Genomic DNA, 21,146 nt, shown 5'->3' on the forward strand with positions numbered 1-21,146 from the left:
CCGCTTCCAGTACCGCCGGCTCATGCAGTCCGCCGATGTTTTGAAGTCATGTTTTTTCGGGGATTAACCGTCCCTTTTTCAGTAGAGGTGATACACCTTGGCCAAGATTCTCGTGGTTACATCCGGCAAGGGTGGCGTGGGCAAGACCACCACCAGCGCCGCCATCGGCACCGGCCTCGCATTGCGCGGCCACAAAACCGTCATCATCGACTTCGACGTCGGCCTGCGTAACCTTGACCTGATCATGGGCTGCGAACGCCGCGTGGTGTACGACTTCGTCAACGTCGTGAACGGCGAAGCGACCTTGCAGCAGGCCCTGATCAAGGACAAGCGCGTCGAGAACCTCTTCATCCTGGCTGCCAGCCAGACGCGCGACAAGGACGCCCTGACCAAGGAAGGCGTCGAGAAGATCATCAACGAGCTGTCCAAGACCCACGACTACATTCTGTGCGACTCCCCGGCGGGCATCGAGAAAGGCGCTCACCTGGCCATGTACTTCGCCGACGAGGCGATCGTGGTGACCAACCCGGAAGTCTCCTCGGTGCGAGATTCGGACCGCATGCTAGGCTTGCTGGCGAGCAAATCGCGCCGCGCCGAACAAGGCGAGGATCCGATCAAGGAACACCTGCTGATCACCCGCTACAGCCCATCGCGCGTCGAGAAGGGCGAAATGCTGGGCGTGGTGGACGTCGAGGAAATCCTCTCGGTCAGCTTGCTGGGCGTGATTCCCGAATCCGAAGCTGTGCTGAAGGCTTCGAACTCCGGTACACCAGTGATTTTCGACGACCAGAGCGATGCCGGCCAGGCGTACAGCGATGCCGTCGACCGTCTACTGGGCAAGCAAAAAGAACTTCGCTTCGTTGACGTCGTGAAGAAAGGCTTCTTCGAGCGCCTGTTTGGAGGTCGGTAATGAATATTTTTGACTTCTTTCGCGATCGCAAGAAAGGCAGCACCGCGTCGGTTGCGAAAGAGCGTCTACAGATCATCGTGGCGCATGAACGCGGCCAACGCACGACCCCTGATTACTTGCCCGCCCTGCAGAAAGAGCTGGTGGAAGTGATTCGCAAGTATGTGAACATCGAGAGCGACCAGGTACAGGTTGCGCTCGAGAATCAGGGTAGCTGCTCGATTCTGGAATTGAACATTACCTTGCCTGACCGCTGAGCCTCGCGCTCGGCTCCACGGCGGCCCGGCGGCCCTTTGTTGAAAAGGGTCGACGCGCCGCCGTTGGCGTTTCTGAGAGATAGACTTTCATGCCGTTGTCGAACATTCGCATCATTCACCAGGACGCCGCCGTGCTGGTCATCGACAAGCCGACCCTGTTGCTGTCGGTGCCGGGGCGCGCCGAAGACAACAAGGACTGCCTGATCACCCGCCTGCAGGAGAACGGGTTTCCCGAGGCGCGCATCGTGCATCGCCTGGATTGGGAAACCAGCGGGATTATTCTGCTGGCGCGGGATGCCGACAGCCATCGCGAGCTGTCCCGTCAGTTTCACGATCGCGAAACGGAAAAGGCCTACACCGCACTGGCCTGGGGGCAACCGGCGCTGGACAGCGGCAGTGTCGACCTGCCGCTGCGCTACGACCCGCCGACCAAGCCACGGCATGTGGTGGATCACGAACATGGCAAGCATGCGCTGACCTTCTGGAAGGTAGTGGAGCGCTGCGGGGAATGGTGTCGCGTCGAGCTGACGCCGATCACCGGGCGTTCGCACCAGTTGCGCGTGCACATGTTGTCGATCGGCCATCCGTTGCTGGGCGACCGGCTGTATGCCCATCCCCAGGCGTTGGAGGCCCATGAGCGGCTTTGCCTGCATGCGAGCATGCTGGCGTTCACCCATCCGGTGACGGGTGAGCGGATGAAGTTCGAGTGTGCTGCGCCGTTTTGAATGGTGGTGGGGTCTTCACGGGCACGTCGGATACACCGCGGTGGGGCCTTCGCGGGCAGAGGGCTCGCCGCCCGCCCCGATCCCACAAATACCTCGGTGGGGTCTTCGCGGGCAGGGGCTCGCCGCCATGGATTGGGCAGCCCTATCCGTGGGCAATCGGGTAAACTGGCGGCATTGCTGTCTGGAGTTTTCTATGCGCGAAGCTTTGAACCAGGGCCTGATCGATTTCCTCAAGGCCTCCCCTACCCCATTCCATGCCACTGCCACTATGGCACGACGCCTCGAGGCAGCCGGTTTTCAGCGGCTGGACGAGCGCGATAGCTGGAACACGGTGCCCGGCGGGCGCTACTACGTGACCCGCAACGATTCCTCGATCATCGCCGTCAAGCTGGGTAAGCACTCACCGCTGCTCAACGGGCTGCGCATGGTCGGCGCTCACACCGACAGCCCCTGCCTGCGCGTGAAGCCGCAACCCGAGTTGCAGCGCCAGGGCTTTTTCCAACTGGGTGTCGAGGTGTATGGCGGTGCCCTGCTCGCACCCTGGTTCGACCGCGATCTGTCGCTGGCCGGCCGGGTCACCTTCCGCCGCGACGGCAAGGTCGAGAGCCAGCTGATCGATTTCCGCCTGCCGATCGCCGTGATACCCAACCTGGCCATCCACCTCAACCGTGAGGCCAATCAGGGCTGGGCGATCAATGCCCAGACCGAACTGCCGCCCGTGCTGGCCCAGGTGGCCGGGGACGAGCGCGTGGATTTCCGCGCGCTGCTGACCGAACAGCTGGCTCGCGAACACGGGCTGAACGCCGACGTGGTGCTCGACTACGAGCTCAGTTTCTACAACACGCAGAGTGCTGCGGTCATCGGCCTGAACGGCGACTTCATCGCCGGCGCGCGACTCGACAACCTGCTGTCCTGCTATGCGGGCCTGCAGGCCCTGCTCGATACGCAAGGCGACGAGAGCTGCGTGCTGGTGTGTACCGACCATGAAGAGATCGGTTCCAGCTCGGCCTGTGGCGCTGACGGGCCGATGCTCGAACAGGTGCTGCAACGCCTGATCCCTGAAGGCGACGAATACGTGCGCAGCATCCAGCGTTCGCTGCTGGTGTCGGCGGACAACGCTCATGGCGTGCACCCCAACTATGCCGAGAAGCACGATGCCAATCACGGACCCAAGCTCAACGCCGGGCCGGTGATCAAGGTCAACAGCAACCAGCGCTACGCGACCAACAGCGAGACGGCCGGGTTCTTCCGGCACCTGTGCATGGCGGTGGAAGTGCCGGTGCAGAGCTTCGTGGTGCGCAGCGACATGGGTTGCGGTTCGACCATCGGCCCGATCACCGCCAGCCATTTGGGGGTGAGGACCGTCGACATTGGCCTGCCGACCTTCGCCATGCATTCGATTCGCGAGCTGGCCGGCAGCCATGACCTGGCGCACCTGGTCAAAGTGCTGGGTGCCTTCTACGCCAGCAACGAGCTGCCGTAGTCACGCCCCTGCCGCGGCGGGCCCGACCTGAACACCCGTACGCGGGCAGAGGTCGTTCTCTGTCCGCGCAGGGCGCACCACCCAGACACCGATCTACAGGTGATTCCACTGATGGTCCTTTTCCTGCGCCTGGCGCTTGCCGTTCTGCTTTTGCTGCCCATTACCGCCCAGGCGGTCGGCCTGCCCGGCCTGCTGGGGGGCAGTTCGGAGAAACCGGCCGAACAACCCGCCCAGCCGCTGGGCCAGTCTTTGGATCAGGTGATCCAGACCCTGGAAAACGACCAGCAACGCACCAAGCTGTTGAGCGACCTGAAAAAGCTGCGGGACAGTACCCGGCAGGCCCAACCGGCCGCCGAGCAAGGCGTGCTGGGCATGATCGGCAGCGCCCTGGCCCACGTCGACCAACAGTTTTCCGGGGACAACAGTCCATTCCAGCGCTGGGGTGAGGAAGTCGCCCTGGCCCACGATGAATTGCTGGCGCTGGCCCTGCCCATGGCGGAATGGCCGCCGATCATCGGCGCTTTTTTGTTGATCATGCTCGTGTGGAGCCTGCTCGCCTACAGCTTGATCTGGATCGGCCATCGCGTGCGCCTGCGCTTCGGTCTGTCGGAAGAACTGCCACAGCATCCACGCACCCTCGATCTACTGCGCTTTGCCTTGCGCAAGCTGGGGCCGTGGCTGGTGGCGCTGGTCATTACCGTGTACGTGGGTTACGCGCTGCCTTCGTCGCTGGGCAAGAGCCTGGCCATGGTCATGGCCTATGCACTGGTGGTGGGCACGCTGTTCTCCGCGATCTGCGTGATCGCGTTTTCCCTGCTGGACGGTCCGCACCGGCACCGCGCCCTGAACATCCTGCGGCACCGGGCCTTTCGGCCGCTGTGGCTGATCGGCAGTTTTGCGGCCTTCGGCGAGGCGCTCAGCGACCCGCGCATGGTCGCCGCGCTCGGTCAGCACCTGGCCCACAGCGCAGCGACCCTGGCCAACGTTCTGGCCGCCCTGTCGACCGGCCTGTTCATCCTGCGCTTCCGCCGGCCCATCGCCCACCTGATCCGCAACCAGCCTTTGTCGCGGCGGCTGACGCGTCGGGCGTTGAGCGACACCATCGAGATCCTCGGCAGCTTCTGGTACCTGCCGGCCCTGGTGCTGGTGGGCATCTCGCTGTTCGCCACGTTCTTCTCGGCCGGCGACACCAGCACGGCGCTGCGCCAGTCGCTGATGTGCGCGGTGCTGCTGATCCTGTGCATGGTCATCAACGGCCTGATCCGGCGCCATGCCCTGCGCCCGCCCAAGGGCCCTCGGCGCCATGCCTTGTATTCGGAGCGCCTGAGTCACTTCGCCTACACCCTGATGCACCTGCTGATCTGGGTGGTGTTCATCGACCTGGGCCTGCGTGTGTGGGGCATGTCGCTGATCGGTTTCACCGAGGGCGATGGTCACGAGATCTCGGTGCGCCTGGCCAGCCTAGTGGGCACCCTGATCTTCGCCTGGTTGGTGTGGATTCTGGCCGACACCGGCATCCATCACGCCCTCACCCGTTCGCGCAAGGGCATGGCCAACGCGCGCGCGCAGACCATGATGCCGCTGATCCGCAACGTGCTGTTCGTGACCATTTTCATCATTGCCGCGATCATCGCCCTGGCCAACATGGGCATGAACGTGACGCCGCTGCTGGCGGGTGCGGGGGTGATCGGTCTGGCCATCGGTTTCGGTGCGCAGTCGCTCGTTGCGGATCTGATCACCGGGTTGTTCATCATCATCGAGGACTCGCTGGCCATCGATGACTACGTGGATGTGGGCGGCCACCTGGGCACCGTCGAGGGCCTGACCATCCGTACGGTGCGCCTGCGCGACATCGACGGTATCGTGCACACCATCCCCTTCAGCGAAATCAAGAGCATCAAGAACTACTCGCGGGAATTCGGCTACGCCATCTTTCGTGTGGCGGTGCCCTACAGCATGGGGATCGACGACGCCATCAAGATGATGCGCGAAGTGGGCCAGAAGATGCGCAGCGATCCGTTGCATCGGCGCGATATCTGGTCTCCGCTGGAGTTTCAAGGGGTGGAAAGCTTCGAGTCGGGCACGGCGATCCTGCGCGCGCGGTTCAAGACCGGGCCGATCAAGCAGTGGGAAGTGTCACGGGCCTTCAACCTGGCGCTCAAGCGCCAGCTGGATGAAGCCGGGCTGGACCTGGCGACACCGCGCCTGAGCGTGCAGGTGGTCACGGCGGGGGCGGTTGGCGAGAAATAGGCTGCGGCTTTCGCGGCCGATGACCGCTCCTACAGTGATCCAGAGCTCCCGTAGGAGCGGTCATGGGCCGCGAAAGGGGCGCTGCGGTGTTACAGGTTCACCACATTGGCGATCCGCACCGGGGCGTTCTCGTCGATGCGCAGGTTGTGGAAATCGAACAGGTCGCGGTCGGCCAGCTGCGACGGCATCACGTTCTGCAGGCTGCGGAAGATGCTGTCGGTGCGGCCGGGCGTCTTGCGCTCCCAGTCCAGCAGCATGTCCTTGACCACCTGGCGCTGCAGGTTCTCCTGGGAGCCGCACAGGTTGCACGGGATGATCGGAAAGCCCTTGAAATCCGAGTACGCCTGAATGTCTTTCTCATGGCAGTAGGCCAACGGACGAATGACCACATTGCGCCCGTCGTCGGCGCGCAGCTTGGGTGGCATGGCCTTGAGCGAGCCGTTGAAGAACATGTTGAGGAAGAATGTCTCGACGATATCGTCGCGATGGTGACCCAGGGCCATCTTGGTCGCGCCGATCTGGTCGGCGAAGGTGTACAGCGTGCCGCGGCGCAGGCGCGAGCACAGCGAGCAGGTGGTCTTGCCTTCCGGGATCAGCTCCTTGACCACCGAATAGGTATCTTTCTCGACGATGTGGTATTCGACGCCCAGTTGTTCCAGGTAGGCCGGCAGCACATGCTCGGGGAAGCCCGGCTGCTTCTGGTCCATGTTCACCGCCACGATGCTGAACTGGATGGGCGCGACCTTCTGCAGGTGCAGCAGCACATCGAGCAGGGTGTAGCTGTCCTTGCCGCCCGAGAGGCAGACCATGACCTTGTCGCCGTTCTCGATCATGTTGTAGTCGGCGACCGCTTCACCGGCCAGCCGACGAAGGCGTTTCTGCAGCTTGTTCTGGTTGACTGAAAGAGTGCCCATGGCGACAGGATCCCGCGATGTGTGTGACAAAGGCCGGGCATTTTACGCACTTTGACGCGTGCCGTGTACCGTCTGCCGCGCATGAGGGCCGCGCGGGACCGACGGGTGGCTCGGCACCGCTCGGAGGTTGCGGCATAATCGCTGCACCTGGAGTGTGTCGAAGAATGCCCGAGCAACTCAATCAACGCGTCGAAGCCTGCTTTCGCCAGGCCGAGCTGTTTTTCAAGCGCCCTTTCCGGCGCCCGGTGGTCAGCACCCAGCTGCGCGGGCAGAAGGCCGGTGTGGCGCACCTGCACGAAAACCTGCTGCGCTTCAATCCGCAGCTCTACCGCGAGAATGCCGAAGACTTCCTCAAGCAGACCGTGCCCCACGAGGTCGCGCACCTGGTGGCGCACCAGCTGTTCGGCGATCGCATCGCGCCTCACGGCGAGGAATGGCAGCTGATCATGCGCGGTGTCTACGAACTGACCCCGCACCGTTGCCACAGCTACGCAGTGAAACGTCGCCAGGTCATTCGCTATCTGTACAAATGCCCCTGCCCCGAGAGCGAGTTCGCCTTTTCGGCGCAACGCCATGGCCTGGTCGGCAGAGGTCGTCGCTACCTGTGCCGGCGCTGCCGCCAGACCCTGGTGTTCAGCGGCGAAACGCGCATGCAATGATCGCCATTCCCTTGCACGACCAGGCTGGGCAGAATGCGCACATGAATACAGCCCTCCCCGCTTGCCTGAGCGATCTGCGTCAAACACTGGCCCCTGCCCGAGGACGTGCCCGGCGCACGCTTGTTCAGCAGCCGTTTCGACCACGGCGCACTGACCGCCGAAGACTTCGCGCAGTGCGGCATTGCCCCGCCTGCGTCGATCCAGCGTTCGGTGGCCAAGCGTCAGGCCGAGTACCTGGCGGGGCGCGTCTGCGCACGTGGCGCCCTGCTGGCGTTGACCGGCGAGGCGCAGGTGCCGGCCATCGGCGCCGACCGCGCCCCGGTCTGGCCTGAGCAAATCGTCGGGTCGATCACCCACGGCAGTGGTCGGGCAGCGGCCGTGGTCGCCCATCGGGATCACTGCCAGGGGCTGGGTCTGGATATCGAAAGCCTGCTGCCAGCGGCGCGCGCCGAACGGCTGTGCACGGAAATACTGACCCCAACCGAAATGAAGCGGATGGATCCGGCCCAGGTGGATACCGTGGTCACCCTGACCTTCTCGCTCAAGGAAAGCCTGTTCAAGGCGTTGTACCCGTTGGTCGGGCAGCGCTTCTATTTCGAGCATGCCGAAGTGCTGCAGTGGTCGGCCGAAGGGCATGCGCGGTTGCGCCTGTTGACCGACCTGTCACCAGAGTTTGGCGACGGATTCGAAATCGACGGGCAGTTTGCCTGGTTCGACGGACACCTGTTGAGCCTGGTAGCGGTCCGTTGAGGCCAGCCCGACCGCAGCGTATCCGGCGTCCTGCGGCCTTGCTCGCCGCGCTGGCCCTGTGGGTCAGCCTGACCGGCGCTAGCGGTCCCGACAGCCCGCGCCTGCTGGACCAGACGCTGGACAGCCAGAGCGCCCGGCAATCCATCGCGCGCATCGTCGCCTCCCCTCCGTCAGTGAATACGCCCTATCAAAGCGCCCGCGACTTTCTGCAGGCTCAGGGGCTGGCCAACCACACGACAACCACCTGGGGCGCCCTGGCCACCCTGCCTGCAGCGGGAAACAGCCTGATGCTGCTGGACCGGCAAACCCCGCTGTCCACCCAGCAGGTTGACCGACTGTTGGGCTGGGTAGAGCGCGGCGGACGCCTGCTGACGGTGGCCGACGCCCTGTGGGACGAGGCCGGCGCCACCAGTGGCGACGCCCTGCTCGATCGCCTGCAGATCCGCGTTCAGTTGAGCGCGCAGCTGCCGCAGCTTCCCCCTGCTCCGGACGATGAGTACCCGAGTCTGACCAAGCTCTATCTGGAAGACGAAGAAGCACCGGCGTATTTCAGCTTCGATACGCAACGCCATCTGGATGACCCGACCGGCAAGGTTCAGGCATGGGCCAACAGCAATGGCGCCACCCATCTGATGCAGATGGCCTACGGCGACGGTCTCATCACCCTGGTCAGCGATGCGCAACTGTGGAAGCGCGAGCAGATCCAGCGCTACGACAATGCCTGGCTGCTGTGGTACCTGAATCAGGCCAGTGAGGTGACCTGGCTGTTCGAACCGGCGGCCGAGCAGCCTGGACGATACGTGCCGTGGGCGCTGGTCGTGCTGCTGCTGGCCGCCGGGTCGGGGCTGTGGTGGATCAGGACGCGGCGACGTCCATACCAGGGCTCGAACGTGCTGGACCGACATGAGCTGCGCCTGCTGCGTGAGCACGGACGGCAATGCCTGCGCGAGCAGGGTCCGCAGGGGTTTCTCGGCACTCTGCGACGAGATGTGCTGCAACGCGCGTGTCTGCACCATCCCGGCTTCGACAAGCTCGCCGTTGCAGAGAAGTGGCAGGTGCTGGCGCAACTGTCGCAGCATTCGACCCGCAGTATCGGCGCCGCGTTGATGCCGACAGACCGCCGACGCCTGTCCAGTCGAGCATTCACCCGCGCGGTGGCGCAACTGCAAAGCCTGCGGGACAGCCTGGGACCGATGTCGGCCGGGGCGCGGGTCAACCGTCCTTCGAGTGCGGCCGCAAGGCAGGCCAGCCAAGCGGTGCTGGTGCTGCTCGACTGCGGCGCCTGGGCCGGCCACCGCCAAACCGACCTCAAGCATGCGACGCACGCTTGCCTGCAGGTGAGCGAAGCAGCGCTGGCTGACGGGTACGCCGTAGGCCTGCAGGTGTCCTCCTGCGAGCCGCCGGTAAGCCTGATGCCGCAGCGCGGCGCCGAGCATGTGCAGCACTTGGTCGAGGCACTTGCGCATCTGCAACCCACTTCACCGACCGCTAACTTAGCGGCAAACCTGGAAGCCCTCCTCGCCGATGACCAGGCGTGGGCGCTGGTGGTCATGGTGGCGGGCTTTCAAGGTGATGACGAACCGTCCACGGTCGCTGCGCTGAGCACAGTCGCCGCACGCCACCCGGTCTTGTTGCTCAGCTTGCGCGACGAGCCCCTCGAGCGCCTGGGTCAGCAGCCAGTCAGGACCTGGCCCGATGCCCTGCTCTATTGCGGTGTGATGCAGCGCCTGCTCTGGCGTCAGGGGCTGCACGATCGGCTGGCCGCCGCAGGCGTCACTGTCGTGGACGCCTGGCCGGGAGAAATCGCCACCGAAGCGCTGCTGCGCTATCGAAGCCTGCACCAGCCGCGGGTCTGAGCCCAGGGTCCCTGCTCAGGACGAAGTACCGTGAGGATGGAACGTGAAATAGTGGCGCAGTGCGTCCACCAGCTTGAGAAACTCCGTCGGTGCCGGGCCCTGCAATTCGAAGCCTGAATCGTAGTGCCCAGGGGTCGCGTCTTCCTTGCACCACAGGCAGTGCGCCGACAGGTCGATCAGCTTGGGCTCGCCCTCGACCGAGGGAATCTTCACCTGCAGTTCGAACACCGGACCGACCAGCAGCGGCAACTCGCTGATCAGCATCAGGCCGACGTCCGAAATATTGCCCATATAGCCCATGGCACGACCGGTGTAGCGGTTGTAGACCTTCAGGTAGTACGGCAACTGGTGCCGTTCGATCCGACGTTCGGTGTACATGATGGGTCTGCTGTAGATATCGGGCATAAGTGTCGCGTTCGTCCTCTGTCGTTTCACAGGTTCACCCGTTCAGGTGTCCCAGGCGTTTTCCAGATCGTTTCAGGGTACAGGAAATTCACCTCAGAATGCCGCCGGACGTGGCTGTGCAGGTACACCGGGACGCACGTGGCCAAGCTGATCCAGGGTTTGCAGACGCGCCTGGGCGCGGTAGGCGTATTCGCTGGAGGGATAGCGATTGATGATGTACTGGTAGGTCTGTGCCGCATCGACGTAGAGCTTCTGGCGCTCCAGGCACTGGCCTCGCAGCATCGAGACTTCCGGTTGCACGTACGGCCGCGAACGGCTCTTGCGGTCGACCTGGGACAGCTCCAGCACGACCTTCTCGCAGTTGCCGTCGTCGTAGGCGCGGTAGGCGCTGTTCAGGTGCTGGTCCATCGACCAGCGGGTGCAGCCTGACACGGCAATGGCCAGGGCAATCAATACAAGCGCGCGCATGGGACTCTCCTGCCGCAGGGGGTATCAGGCTTTATCGACCTGTTGCCGGGAATCTTCAATACCCGGGCGTCCGATGCCGGCGCGCGCCAATCTTCTGCGTCCAAATCCTCTGCATCGAGTGCAGAGGAACGATGACGCCAGCGCAATTGAGGAGTAGCCTTTGCCAGCGCTTCAATAAAGGAGTCAGTGCATGACCGTTCGCCGTACCAAAATCGTTGCCACCCTGGGCCCCGCCTCCAACTCGCCGGAAGTGATCGAACAACTGATCAAGGCCGGCCTGGATGTCGCTCGCCTGAACTTTTCCCACGGTACACCGGATGAGCACAAGGCTCGCGCCCGTCTGATCCGCGAGATCGCTGCACGGCTGGGGCGTCACGTCGCCCTGCTGGGCGATCTGCAAGGTCCGAAGATCCGCATCGCCAAGTTCGCCAACAAACGCATCGAACTGAAGGTCGGCGATCGCTTCACCTTCTCCACCAGCCATCCGCTCACCGAAGGCAACCAGGACGTCGTGGGTATCGACTACCCTGACCTGGTCAAGGATTGCGGCGTCGGCGACGAGCTGTTGCTCGACGACGGCCGTGTGGTCATGCGCGTGGAAACCGCCACCGCCGACTCGCTGCATTGCTCGGTGCTGATCGGCGGCCCGCTGTCCGACCACAAGGGCATCAACCGTCGCGGTGGCGGCCTGACCGCCCCGGCCCTGACCGAGAAAGACAAGGCCGACATCAAGCTGGCCGCGGAAATGGACCTGGACTACCTGGCCGTGTCCTTCCCGCGCGATGCGTCGGACATGGAATACGCGCGCCAGCTGCGTGACGAGTCGGGCGGTACCGCCTGGCTGGTGGCCAAGATCGAACGCGCCGAAGCGGTGGCCGACGACGAGACGCTGGACGGCCTGATCCGCGCCAGTGACGCCGTCATGGTTGCGCGTGGCGACCTGGGGGTTGAAATCGGCGACGCCGAGCTGATCGGTATCCAGAAGAAGATCATTCAGCACGCGCGCCGCAACAACAAGGCGGTGATCGTGGCGACCCAGATGATGGAGTCGATGATCCAGAACCCGATGCCGACCCGCGCCGAAGTGTCCGACGTGGCCAACGCCGTGCTCGACTACACCGACGCCGTGATGCTTTCGGCCGAAAGTGCTGCCGGTTCCTATCCGATCGAAGCCGTGCAAGCCATGGCACGCATCATCGTCGGCGCGGAAAAGCATCCGACCAGCAAGAAGTCCAGCCATCGTCTGTACACTCAGTTCGAGCGCTGCGACGAAAGCATCGCGCTGGCCGCCATGTACACGGCGAACCATTTCCCGGGCGTGAAGGCGATCATCGCCCTGACCGAAACCGGGTACACCTCGCTGATCATGTCGCGCCTGCGCTCGTCGGTACCGATCTTCGCCTTCTCGCCTCAGCGTGCCACCCAGGCCCGCGCCGCGATGTTCCGCGGGGTCTACCCGGTCGACTTCGATCCGGCCGTGTTGCCGCCGAGCGAAGTAAGCAAGGCCGCCATCGACAAGCTGCTGGAGATGGGCATCGTGCAGCAAGGCGACTGGGTCATCCTGACCAAGGGTGACAGCTACGCCACGACCGGTGGCACGAACGGGATGAAGATCCTGCACGTGGGTGATCCGCTGGTCGACTGATTGGTGATCGCTGAAACACCAAAGGCCCCGGCGTGAATACGCCGGGGCCTTTCATTTTCAGGTGCATGGAGCTGTTCGTCACTCAGAGCTGCCCATACCAGCGTTTGATCACGGGGGCCTGATCGGCTTTGTTGCGACCGAGTGTAAAAATGGCGCCGCTGGCGGACTCGGCAACCAGATCGAAAGGCTCCGCTGTCGGGTCTTCGACGATACCCTCTCGCCCGAACCGATCATCCTTGGCACCATTGGCAGTGGCGCGACTGAGCATTCCCAAACCGCGCAACCCACCCGCCACGGTCGAAAGATCCTGCGCGGCAGCTATCGAAAGGTCGTTACCTTTGAAATCGCCGCGCGTCAGCGCTACACCGGACTCTCCATACGTCGAGTCGAGCTGACCATCGCTGGTGAGTTTGAATCGGAGCAACTGGCTGGACTCCGGGTCGATATGCTCCAGCTCCCCCACGCACACGATGCCTGCGCCCATAGCCGGCGCCATGGCATGGATTCGCGACTTGAGTTTGGGGCTTAGATCCAGACTGTAGAATCCATCCGTGCCGAATGCTGTATCCAAGGTACCGTTGGCCGTGTAACGAGCCACCAGCCCGATATAAGGTGGCGTGGCCGTGTGGCCCGCCACCAGTATGTGACCACTGGGCTGTACATGGACGGCACTGATCAGCCTGTTCTGATTCCCCCAGACGAACTGCCGGAAACCCTGATTGCCGAATGAGCTATCCAACTGCCCGTCAGCCCTGACCGCCACCACATAGGCGGGATCAAGATAGCTTTCATGCAAGGAATTGATGCCTAGCAGCAGACGCCCGCCCGTTGCCCGTTGCGCTGTGCGCACGACAAACCGCGACGTTGCAACCTGGTTGCCGGAACGAAAGGCGGGCAGGGAAAATATCAGCCGACCGCCGTCGCCGAAGCTCGGATCCGGTAAACCCTGCGCCGTGAGCTTGACGACGAATCCCTTGGTTTCCAACGGTGAGGCGATTGTGTAAGCGCCCAGTACATAAAAGACTTTGGCATCCTCATCGCAGAACAGCGAGCCTACGTCGTAGCCGTAGGATGTTTGCGCGTCGAACCGATACCGCGTTGCACCGTGCGTACCGAACGATTCGTCCGGATCGCCGTCAGCGGTATATCGCGCAATCCAGAAACCATCTCTGTATCCATCGAGAACCACGGTCAGCGAACCATCGCGCAATGCTGCAAGCGCTGCCGGCCGAGCACCTTTACCGTTTTCGGCAGCCTGCCCCAGATCGGCGGTCCCGTTCTCGCCGAAACGCGTATCCAGATCACCGGCGGCATGGATCGACACTGTTGAAGTATTACCCATCACGAGCACTCCTTGAGAAAGCCAGTGGTTGTAGAGCCCTGAACGTTCACCGATACCAGCAATCACTTCTTCCAGAACGACAACGGCATATTGATTCTGGACTTACGGGTCGATGAGCGCCGATACAATTCAATGCACAGGCGCACGGGCGCTTGACCGAGTCGCTGAATCAGCAAACTTCCATAAACTCGGCACTCGTCAAAATATATAGGCAGTACTCGACAACATTCAACCATTGTAAATAATCTTTCAAGCCACGCTAACTTGAAAGTTATAGTTCACGTTTATTCAGCAATGAGCGCACCGCAACGCCCTGCCGCTTTATTCAAGCTCATATTTATTGACCACGACGACCGATATATTATTTGCACGTAAAGAACGCCTAGCGGCAAACGCCGCTGAGGAATATCAGGCACGTCGAGGTGTTCTTATCGGACGATGACCGCTATTGCACAAATAGACAGTCGGCGGTCAGCCGCGACCAACGAATACGTCGCTGTACAGCTGGCTTCTGGGCAGGCCGGCCAGGAACAGCCGTCGGGAGAATTCTTCCACGCTGATCGGTGATCCGCACACCAACGCGATGGTCTGGCGCGAGGAGAGTCGCAACGGCGGTGGTTCGCCGGCCGGGAACTGTTCGACGAGCAGGTTGGGATGAGCCTGGGCAAGCGACCGCAAGGGTTCATCCAGATAGTGCTCATCGGCCATGTGCAGCACGCGGATCGGGCCATGATGCCCCTGCCGCAATGCCTCGCGCAGCACACCCCACACAGGTGCCAGACCGGTACCGGCGGCGAACAGCCACAGTGGCCGGGACTGCCATTCGGGATCGTAATGCAGGGCGCCGCCACGGACTTCGCCCACCTGCACGACATCGCCTACCTTGAACTGACGAGCCTGGTCGATGAAGGCCCCGGAACGTCGACAGCCCAGATGAAACTCCAGAAACTCGTCGGCTTGGGCGAGGCTGGCGATGGAATAAGGCCGCGCGACCCGCACACCTTCGGCTGTGGTGGTCCAGAGCACCATGTGCTGCCCGGCGTGATAGCGCAGCGGGCGTTCCGCCAGCAAGCGCAGGCGCAGCACGTTGGCCGACAGCCAGTCACAGCCGATCACTCGCGCAGCCGTACCGTCACCTTGGGGGTCGAACACCGCCACCCGCAAGTCCTCGACGACCTGGCACTGGCAGGCCAGGCGCCAGCCCTGCTCGCGCTTGTCGACACTCAAGGCATCGGGCTTGCGGTCCTGTGGCTCGCCGGCAAGGCAGCGCACCAGGCAAGCGTGGCAACTGCCCGCGCGACAACTGAAAGGTACCTGCAGGCCAGCCTGGTTAAGCGCCTCGAGCAGGTTGCTGCCGGCCGCGACGGTCCAGCGCTGCCGACCTGTCTCCAGTTCAGGCATCGGCCATGTCCCAGGCTGCCGCGCAGCGGTTGCGCCCCTCGCGCTTGGCCCGATACAAAGCCTGGTCGGCACGCTGCAGTGCGTCATCCAGATCGTCGCCTGGCACCAGCAGGGTCATGCCCACCGACAGGCTCAGGTTGGCCGCACCCAGGCCTTGCGGGTCGGCGTCGGCAAACGCGCGCCGTAGCCGCTCGCAGCTGCGTACCAAGTGATCCCCATCGACTTCCGGCATCAGCAGCACGAACTCTTCGCCGCCATAGCGCGCCAGTACATCGGTATCGCGCAGGCAGTCCTGGGTCACGGCGGCAAAGGCTTGCAGCACCTGATCACCGGCTGCATGGCCGTGGATGTCGTTGATGCGCTTGAAGTGGTCGAGGTCGATCAGTGCAAGGCCGTGCTCGACACCCGGCTTGAGCGTGGCCAGTTCGCGCGACGCCAGGCGCAGGAAATGCCGACGATTGAACAAGCCCGTGAGCTCATCGGTGGCGACCAGGTCTTCGAGCTGGCGCATCATGCCGCGCAGGGTCTCCTGATGCGCCTGCAACGCGTAACGACGCTGGCGCATGCGCTGGCGCGAGCTCTGCACGTAGCTGGCGTACATGCATAACCACAGCAGCACCACCAGCATGGCGCAGATCTGCAGCGTGGCCAGCCCCGGGTCAGGCAGGGCCATGCGGTAAGCCTCGCACAGGTTGACCCCGACGAAGGCGACGAACACCACCAGGGCACAGCGCACGAACGCCAGGCGCGGCAGGTGAAACACGCCGAACAGCAGGATCAACACGTACACCACCATGAAGGTGCCGCGCGCCACTTCCAGGTTACCGATCAGCCAGGTGTGCCAGGCCACGGCCAGCAGCACCTGAAACTCGGTGAGGCTGGGGTCGCTGAAGCGTTGGTTGGTCCCGCTGCGAAAGACCCAGTACAGCACGCCTTGGCTGGCGACGACCAGGCCGGTCGAACCCACCGCCGTCACCAGCGACACGCTGCAATACTGCGTCAGGATCGCCACCCACACGAGCACGAGCACCAACCCATAGGTGCAGGCAGCCAGCGAGAAACGCTTGATCAGTAATTGTTGAAGGGCGGACTCGGTCACTCGCAGACTCGCTGTGCTGAATGGGAATCCATCCCCTGAATGCACCGTAACAGTGCAAAGGTGTGATGCCATAATAATGGCCAAGGGGTGAAATAACTATTCAATTTTGGATGGCGCGACGAAGTCTACCGGGTATCGGACCAACGGTGTATCCGCCTCAACGCCACGCCATTCAATCGATCCAGCGTGTCAGCTCGGTCCAGCCGCGCTATACTGCCGCGCCTTTTTCGCGCCAACCTGCTACACGTTGACGCACCTCGAAAGCCGTGCGCCAGGCTAGACCTGACCCGCTTTCTTAACGAATGTTCCCCACCAAGAGGAGCGCGCCCCATGACCGTGATCAAACAAGACGACCTGATTCAGAGCGTCGCCGACGCCCTGCAATTCATTTCCTATTACCACCCCGTGGACTTCATCCAGGCCATGCATCAGGCCTACCTGCGTGAAGAGTCCCCGGCGGCGCGCGACTCCATCGCCCAGATCCTGATCAACTCGCGCATGTGCGCCACCGGCCACCGGCCGATCTGCCAGGACACCGGCATCGTCACCGTGTTCGTGCGTGTGGGCATGGACGTGCGCTGGGACGGCGCCACCATGGGCCTGGACGACATGATCAACGAGGGCGTCCGTCGCGCCTACAACCTGCCGGAAAACGTCCTGCGTGCCTCGATCCTGGCCGACCCGGCGGGTGCTCGCAAGAACACCAAGGACAACACGCCGGCGGTGATCCACTACTCCATCGTGCCCGGCAACACCGTGGAAGTGGACGTGGCGGCCAAGGGTGGCGGCTCCGAGAACAAGTCGAAGATGGCCATGCTCAACCCGTCCGACTCGATCGTCGACTGGGTTTTGAAGACCGTGCCGACCATGGGCGCCGGCTGGTGCCCGCCCGGCATGCTCGGCATCGGTATCGGCGGCACGGCCGAGAAGGCCGCGGTGATGGCCAAGGAAGTGCTGATGGAGTCCATCGACATCCACGAGCTCAAGGCCCGCGGCCCGCAGAACCGTATCGAGGAGATCCGCCTGGAGCTGTTCGACAAGGTCAACCAGCTGGGCATCGGCGCCCAGGGCCTGGGCGGCCTGACCACCGTGCTCGACGTGAAGATCATGGACTACCCGACCCATGCCGCCTCCCTGCCGGTGTGCATGATCCCCAACTGCGCCGCGACCCGTCACGCCCACTTCGTGCTCGACGGTTCCGGCCCGGCCGAGCTGGAAGCGCCGGACCTGGACGCCTACCCGGAAATCGTCTGGGAAGCCGGCCCGTCGGCTCGCCGCGTCAACCTCGACACGCTGACGCCTGAAGAAGTGCAAAGCTGGCAGCCGGGCGAGACCATCCTGCTCAACGGCAAGATGCTCACTGGTCGCGACGCGGCGCACAAGCGCATGGTCGAGATGCTGAACAAGGGTGAAACCCTGCCGGTGGACCTCAAGGGCCGCTTCATCTACTACGTCGGCCCGGTTGATCCGGTCCGCGAAGAAGTGGTCGGTCCGGCTGGCCCGACCACCGCCACGCGGATGGACAAGTTCACCCGGCAGATCCTCGACCAGACCGGCCTGCTGGGCATGATCGGCAAGTCCGAGCGCGGCCCGACCGCCATCGAGGCGATCAAGGATCACAAGGCCGTGTACCTGATGGCCGTGGGCGGCGCCGCCTACCTGGTGGCCCAGGCCATCAAGAAATCGCGCGTGGTGGCCTTCGAAGAGCTGGGCATGGAAGCCATCTACGAGTTCGACGTCAAGGACATGCCCGTGACCGTGGCCGTGGACAGCAAGGGCGAATCGGTACACATCACCGGCCCGGCCATCTGGCAGGGCAAGATCGCCGAAAGCCTGGCGGTGGAAGTGCAGTAGATTTCTCCTGCGGTAACTGAAAGCCCGGCCATAGTGCCGGGCTTTTCATGTACGGGCAAAAGCGACAAATCCTACAAATAGTCGTAATTTGTAAAAAAAAGTAATAACAGGGGTTTACACCTCTGAGATCTAAATCTGTATGAATACCCGCTCCTCCATCTCGTCCAGCGCCGCACTGTGCGCGAAAACCCCCACGATCACCGTGGTATCTCCTGAGCGACAAACGCTACGCACCGTTGACTATCATCGTGCCGAGCAGGGTCAAGCACAGCGTCGCATCCACAAGCATTGCCATGACCTGTCGCTCCACATGACCGAGCAATGGGATCCTCGCCAGTACACACGCTTGCAGGAAGGTGAACAGCAACCGGCCAATATCAGGACACTGCACAGCCTATCTGGCAGGACGCTGGCGACCCGAAGTGTCGATGCCGGCAATCGCACCACATTGTTCAACGTCTCAGGCATGGTCGCTCAAACCTGGGACAGCCGCGGTACGCAGAATGCTATCGACTATGACGCCCTGGGGCGGCCACAGACGCTGTGGCAATCATTGGCGGATCAGCCGCGCCAGGCCGTCCAGCGTTGCGCCTATGGAGATGCCAGCGCTGACAAAAGTCGTAACCATTGTGGACATCTTCTGCGCCAGGACGACAGTGCAGGGACGCTACTGAATCAGCAATTGAGCATCGATGGAACGCCTTTGGCCCAGACCAGGCAGTTCTTGCTTGAGCTTGCACAGCCGGATTGGCCCGAGTCGCTGGCAGAGCGAGAGGCCATCGTGGAACCTCGTGGATATTCCAGCACATTGCGCCATGACGCAGTCGGACAGCAGCTCGAACAGGTCGACGCAGCCGGCAATGTCCGTCGCTACGGTTACACCGTCGGCGGCGCCCAAGACAGTGCAACGCTGCAGTACGCCGATGGCACTGTCTGTGAGTTGCTGCGTAGCATTCGTTATGACGCCTACGGCAATATCCAGACCCAGACCAGTGGCAATGGCATCGTTACCGACAATGAGTATTGCCCCATGACGGGGCGCCTTTCACGGCTGCGGGTCAGACGTGATGGCCAAGCCTTGCAGGACCTCAACTACGAGCATGATCCAGTGGGCAACATAGTCCGCATCGCCGATGCGGTACTGCCTACTCGCCACTATGCCAATCAGCGTATCGAACCTATTACTCATTACACCTATGACACCCTGTACCAACTCACTGCAACGCAGGGTCGCGAATCGGTATCTGCCAACAGCATCAGCCCTGGCCTGCCGGAACTTGGCGCGCTCAACGGTCCCGGACAACTGCTCAATTACACGCAACGCTATGAATACGATGCTGGGGGCAACCTCACGCGTTTGCGCCACCAGGGTCAACGCAGTTACACCCGCGACATGCAGGTCGAAGCAGGCAGCAATCGAGCAGTTGCCGGACTCGAGTCGGCAGCGGTCATGGAGTCGGGAGCATTCGATGGCAATGGCAACCTCACTCGTCTGACGCATGGCCACTCGCTGGAGTGGGATGGTTTCAATCAACTCGCCGGTGTGAGGACGATCACCCGCGCCTCAGGCAGCGATGAACAACGCTATCAATACGATGGAGCGGGCCAACGCGTGCGCAAAGTCGATGTGGCGAAAGCAAAAAACGCGCTGATCGAAAAGGAGGTGCGCTACCTGCCAGGGCTGGAAATCCATACCGACAGCGCCGGGCAATGTCTGCACATCGTGACTCAACAGACCGGTCAGACACAGGTGCGCGCTCTGGACTGGATCAGCGGCAAACCCGATGGCGTGCTTGCCCAGGATCTACGCTACAGCTTCCAGGATCATTTGCAGTCCTGTGCACTCGAGTTCGATGGTTCGGCCGAACTGGTGAGTCAGGAAGGCTACTATCCTTTCGCAGGAACAGCGTGGCGGGCGGCACGCTCAGTCATCGATGCCAGCTACAAGACCATACGTTACTCGGGCAAGGAGCGGGACAGCACAGGCCTCTATTATTATGGGCTGCGCTACTTCGCGCCGTGGCTGCAACGCTGGCTCAACCCCGATCCGGCAGGGGTGGGGGACGGGCTCAATCTCTATACCATGGTCGGCAACAATCCCATCCGCTACGCCGACGCCCGAGGATTGGAGCGCCTGGACTATCTCGATCTGGCGAGTGCGCCGGCCGACGATGCGGCCGTCGTGGCTGCTGCGTTCCAGGTAAACCCGGGCGTCAGTCAGCAGTACAACAACTTTTCTATTCGCACCGCGCAGATATTGGATTCACACACGCAACGGCAGCGACAGATCGACGAGCTTGAGCGCAACAAGAAGAAAGGCGAGGCCAACAAACTAAAGAAATCTCCACTGAAATTCAGCAAGACTGCACTCAAAGGCTTTGCCGCGCACGCGGGTATCTCCCCCCGGGACGGCAGCGAACTGACCACCGATTTCGTCAACTTCGAGGGCAGCCTGGCTGCTAAAAACCTGTTTCCTGGGGTCGAACTGATGCCTGCCGCTTCTCCACCCGACCATCCGTTCAGTGTCGCGATCCCGGCATCGGCGTCTCAGCGCACCCAGCTTGCGTTTCGGCAAGATGCGGATTTTGGTAACTACAGAGTCGTAGATCCTCAAGCCTTCATGCAGACCATCGAGCAGCGTTACGAGGCAGGCGGAGTGGCGCTGCATGACTACACTCGGCAAAGGATTACCAGTCATCTTGCCGACAGCAACTACGTCATCCCCATAAAAGCGGGAATCGCAGGCCTGCATGCCGAGGTTCAGGCGCTGAACGACTGGATATCTCGCCCGGCAGAAGGTCGCAAGACAGAACAGGTCATTGCCGACTCATTCGTTTTCACCCAGCGGCTGGTCGGGATTCCGGCAGGACAGAACGTGGTCGACTTTCCCGCCTGCTACAACTGCAGCGGCATCCTGCCGCCCACATTGAACGTGATGACCGGACGCCTCCCGGAACGCCCCGTCACAAACCGGACGCGCCGAGCATCCAGTACGTTCTGAATCAGGGACTGCGCACCGGGCAAGGATGCCTGGTAGCGCTGTTTCAACAGCTGCGAGCGTTGGGCAACACTTCGGCCTGACGCCTCGTTCAGTAAGGCCCGACAGGCTGCATATCGACTCTATGGGCTTT

At 62.5% G+C, this 21,146-nt stretch carries 16 protein-coding genes and 1 pseudogene; 11 read left to right on the forward strand and 6 right to left on the reverse strand.

Going from position 1 to position 21,146, the window contains the following annotated elements; genetic code table 11:
- Nucleotides 1–97: 97 nt before the first annotated feature.
- The 5 genes from minD to ABMD26_RS05715 all read left to right on the forward strand — a co-directional run bounded on the left by minD (nucleotide 98) and on the right by ABMD26_RS05715 (nucleotide 5,622).
- Nucleotides 98–910, forward strand: coding sequence for a septum site-determining protein MinD (gene minD, locus ABMD26_RS05695; protein WP_134721618.1), 813 nt, complete (start codon nucleotides 98–100; stop codon nucleotides 908–910).
- Nucleotides 910–1,164, forward strand: coding sequence for a cell division topological specificity factor MinE (gene minE / locus ABMD26_RS05700; protein ID WP_049861542.1), 255 nt, complete (start codon nucleotides 910–912; stop codon nucleotides 1,162–1,164). The genes minD and minE overlap by 1 nt, the downstream gene beginning before the upstream one ends.
- An 89-nt stretch (nucleotides 1,165–1,253) precedes the next feature.
- A complete protein-coding gene (locus ABMD26_RS05705; RefSeq protein WP_090356722.1) occupies nucleotides 1,254–1,889 on the forward strand; it encodes an RluA family pseudouridine synthase in 636 nt (211 codons plus the stop codon).
- Between the two features lie 193 nt (nucleotides 1,890–2,082).
- Nucleotides 2,083–3,372: a M18 family aminopeptidase gene (locus tag ABMD26_RS05710; protein WP_354308535.1), complete on the forward strand. Its 1,290-nt coding sequence runs from the start codon at nucleotides 2,083–2,085 to the stop codon at nucleotides 3,370–3,372.
- A 111-nt stretch (nucleotides 3,373–3,483) separates the two neighbouring features.
- Complete coding sequence (locus tag ABMD26_RS05715) at nucleotides 3,484–5,622, forward strand: mechanosensitive ion channel domain-containing protein (protein WP_134721621.1); 2,139 nt, start codon at nucleotides 3,484–3,486, stop codon at nucleotides 5,620–5,622.
- Between the two features lie 89 nt (nucleotides 5,623–5,711).
- On the opposite strand, the gene ttcA is transcribed toward ABMD26_RS05715, so the two are convergent.
- Entirely contained in the window at nucleotides 5,712–6,536 is an 825-nt protein-coding gene (gene ttcA, locus ABMD26_RS05720) for a tRNA 2-thiocytidine(32) synthetase TtcA (RefSeq protein WP_049861546.1), read from the reverse strand.
- Between the two features lie 164 nt (nucleotides 6,537–6,700).
- Between ttcA and ABMD26_RS05725 the strand changes: the two genes are divergently transcribed.
- The 3 genes and pseudogenes from ABMD26_RS05725 to ABMD26_RS05735 all read left to right on the forward strand — a co-directional run bounded on the left by ABMD26_RS05725 (nucleotide 6,701) and on the right by ABMD26_RS05735 (nucleotide 9,801).
- On the forward strand, nucleotides 6,701–7,195 hold the full coding sequence (locus tag ABMD26_RS05725) for a SprT family zinc-dependent metalloprotease (protein ID WP_134721623.1): 495 nt from the start codon (nucleotides 6,701–6,703) through the stop codon (nucleotides 7,193–7,195).
- A 41-nt stretch (nucleotides 7,196–7,236) separates the two neighbouring features.
- Nucleotides 7,237–7,945, forward strand: a pseudogene (locus tag ABMD26_RS05730) (4'-phosphopantetheinyl transferase family protein).
- A complete protein-coding gene (locus ABMD26_RS05735; protein ID WP_354308541.1) occupies nucleotides 7,942–9,801 on the forward strand; it encodes a DUF4350 domain-containing protein in 1,860 nt (619 codons plus the stop codon). Before ABMD26_RS05730 ends, ABMD26_RS05735 begins: the two are co-directional and overlap by 4 nt.
- A 15-nt stretch (nucleotides 9,802–9,816) precedes the next feature.
- Here the strand turns inward: ABMD26_RS05735 and ABMD26_RS05740 are convergent, their stop codons facing one another.
- Both ABMD26_RS05740 and ABMD26_RS05745 read right to left on the reverse strand, forming a co-directional pair.
- Complete coding sequence (locus tag ABMD26_RS05740) at nucleotides 9,817–10,179, reverse strand: PilZ domain-containing protein (RefSeq protein ID WP_320522444.1); 363 nt, start codon at nucleotides 10,177–10,179, stop codon at nucleotides 9,817–9,819.
- A 120-nt stretch (nucleotides 10,180–10,299) separates the two neighbouring features.
- A complete protein-coding gene (locus ABMD26_RS05745) occupies nucleotides 10,300–10,674 on the reverse strand; it encodes a tetratricopeptide repeat protein (protein ID WP_056843377.1) in 375 nt (124 codons plus the stop codon).
- 190 nt (nucleotides 10,675–10,864) lie between these two features.
- Here ABMD26_RS05745 and pyk point away from each other — a divergent pair, with 190 nt between their 5' ends.
- Nucleotides 10,865–12,319: a pyruvate kinase gene (gene pyk / locus ABMD26_RS05750; RefSeq protein ID WP_049861550.1), complete on the forward strand. Its 1,455-nt coding sequence runs from the start codon at nucleotides 10,865–10,867 to the stop codon at nucleotides 12,317–12,319.
- 82 nt (nucleotides 12,320–12,401) lie between these two features.
- On the opposite strand, the gene ABMD26_RS05755 is transcribed toward pyk, so the two are convergent.
- The 3 genes from ABMD26_RS05755 to ABMD26_RS05765 all read right to left on the reverse strand — a co-directional run bounded on the left by ABMD26_RS05755 (nucleotide 12,402) and on the right by ABMD26_RS05765 (nucleotide 16,161).
- The gene (locus ABMD26_RS05755) at nucleotides 12,402–13,661 is read right to left on the reverse strand and encodes a delta-60 repeat domain-containing protein (protein WP_354308544.1); all 1,260 of its coding nucleotides are present in this window, start codon (nucleotides 13,659–13,661) and stop codon (nucleotides 12,402–12,404) included.
- A gap of 471 nt (nucleotides 13,662–14,132) precedes the next feature.
- Nucleotides 14,133–15,062, reverse strand: coding sequence for an iron-sulfur-binding ferredoxin reductase (locus ABMD26_RS05760; protein WP_354308546.1), 930 nt, complete (start codon nucleotides 15,060–15,062; stop codon nucleotides 14,133–14,135).
- On the reverse strand, nucleotides 15,055–16,161 hold the full coding sequence (locus ABMD26_RS05765; RefSeq protein ID WP_122741565.1) for a GGDEF domain-containing protein: 1,107 nt from the start codon (nucleotides 16,159–16,161) through the stop codon (nucleotides 15,055–15,057). The genes ABMD26_RS05760 and ABMD26_RS05765 overlap by 8 nt, the downstream gene beginning before the upstream one ends.
- Nucleotides 16,162–16,491: 330 nt before the next feature.
- On the opposite strand from ABMD26_RS05765, the gene ABMD26_RS05770 reads away from it, so the two are divergent.
- Together ABMD26_RS05770 and ABMD26_RS05775 are read left to right on the forward strand one after the other, a co-directional pair.
- Nucleotides 16,492–18,015 carry a fumarate hydratase gene (locus ABMD26_RS05770; protein WP_049861553.1) on the forward strand — a complete coding sequence of 508 codons (1,524 nt, stop codon included), beginning with the start codon at nucleotides 16,492–16,494 and terminating at the stop codon, nucleotides 18,013–18,015.
- Nucleotides 18,016–18,154: 139 nt separating this feature from the next.
- The gene (locus ABMD26_RS05775; protein WP_354308549.1) at nucleotides 18,155–21,016 is read left to right on the forward strand and encodes an RHS repeat-associated core domain-containing protein; all 2,862 of its coding nucleotides are present in this window, start codon (nucleotides 18,155–18,157) and stop codon (nucleotides 21,014–21,016) included.
- Nucleotides 21,017–21,146 lie beyond the last annotated feature (130 nt).

Origin of the sequence: Pseudomonas sp. PvP001, assembly GCF_040546375.1 — a bacterium.
Taxonomy (GTDB): domain Bacteria; phylum Pseudomonadota; class Gammaproteobacteria; order Pseudomonadales; family Pseudomonadaceae; genus Aquipseudomonas; species Aquipseudomonas coleopterorum.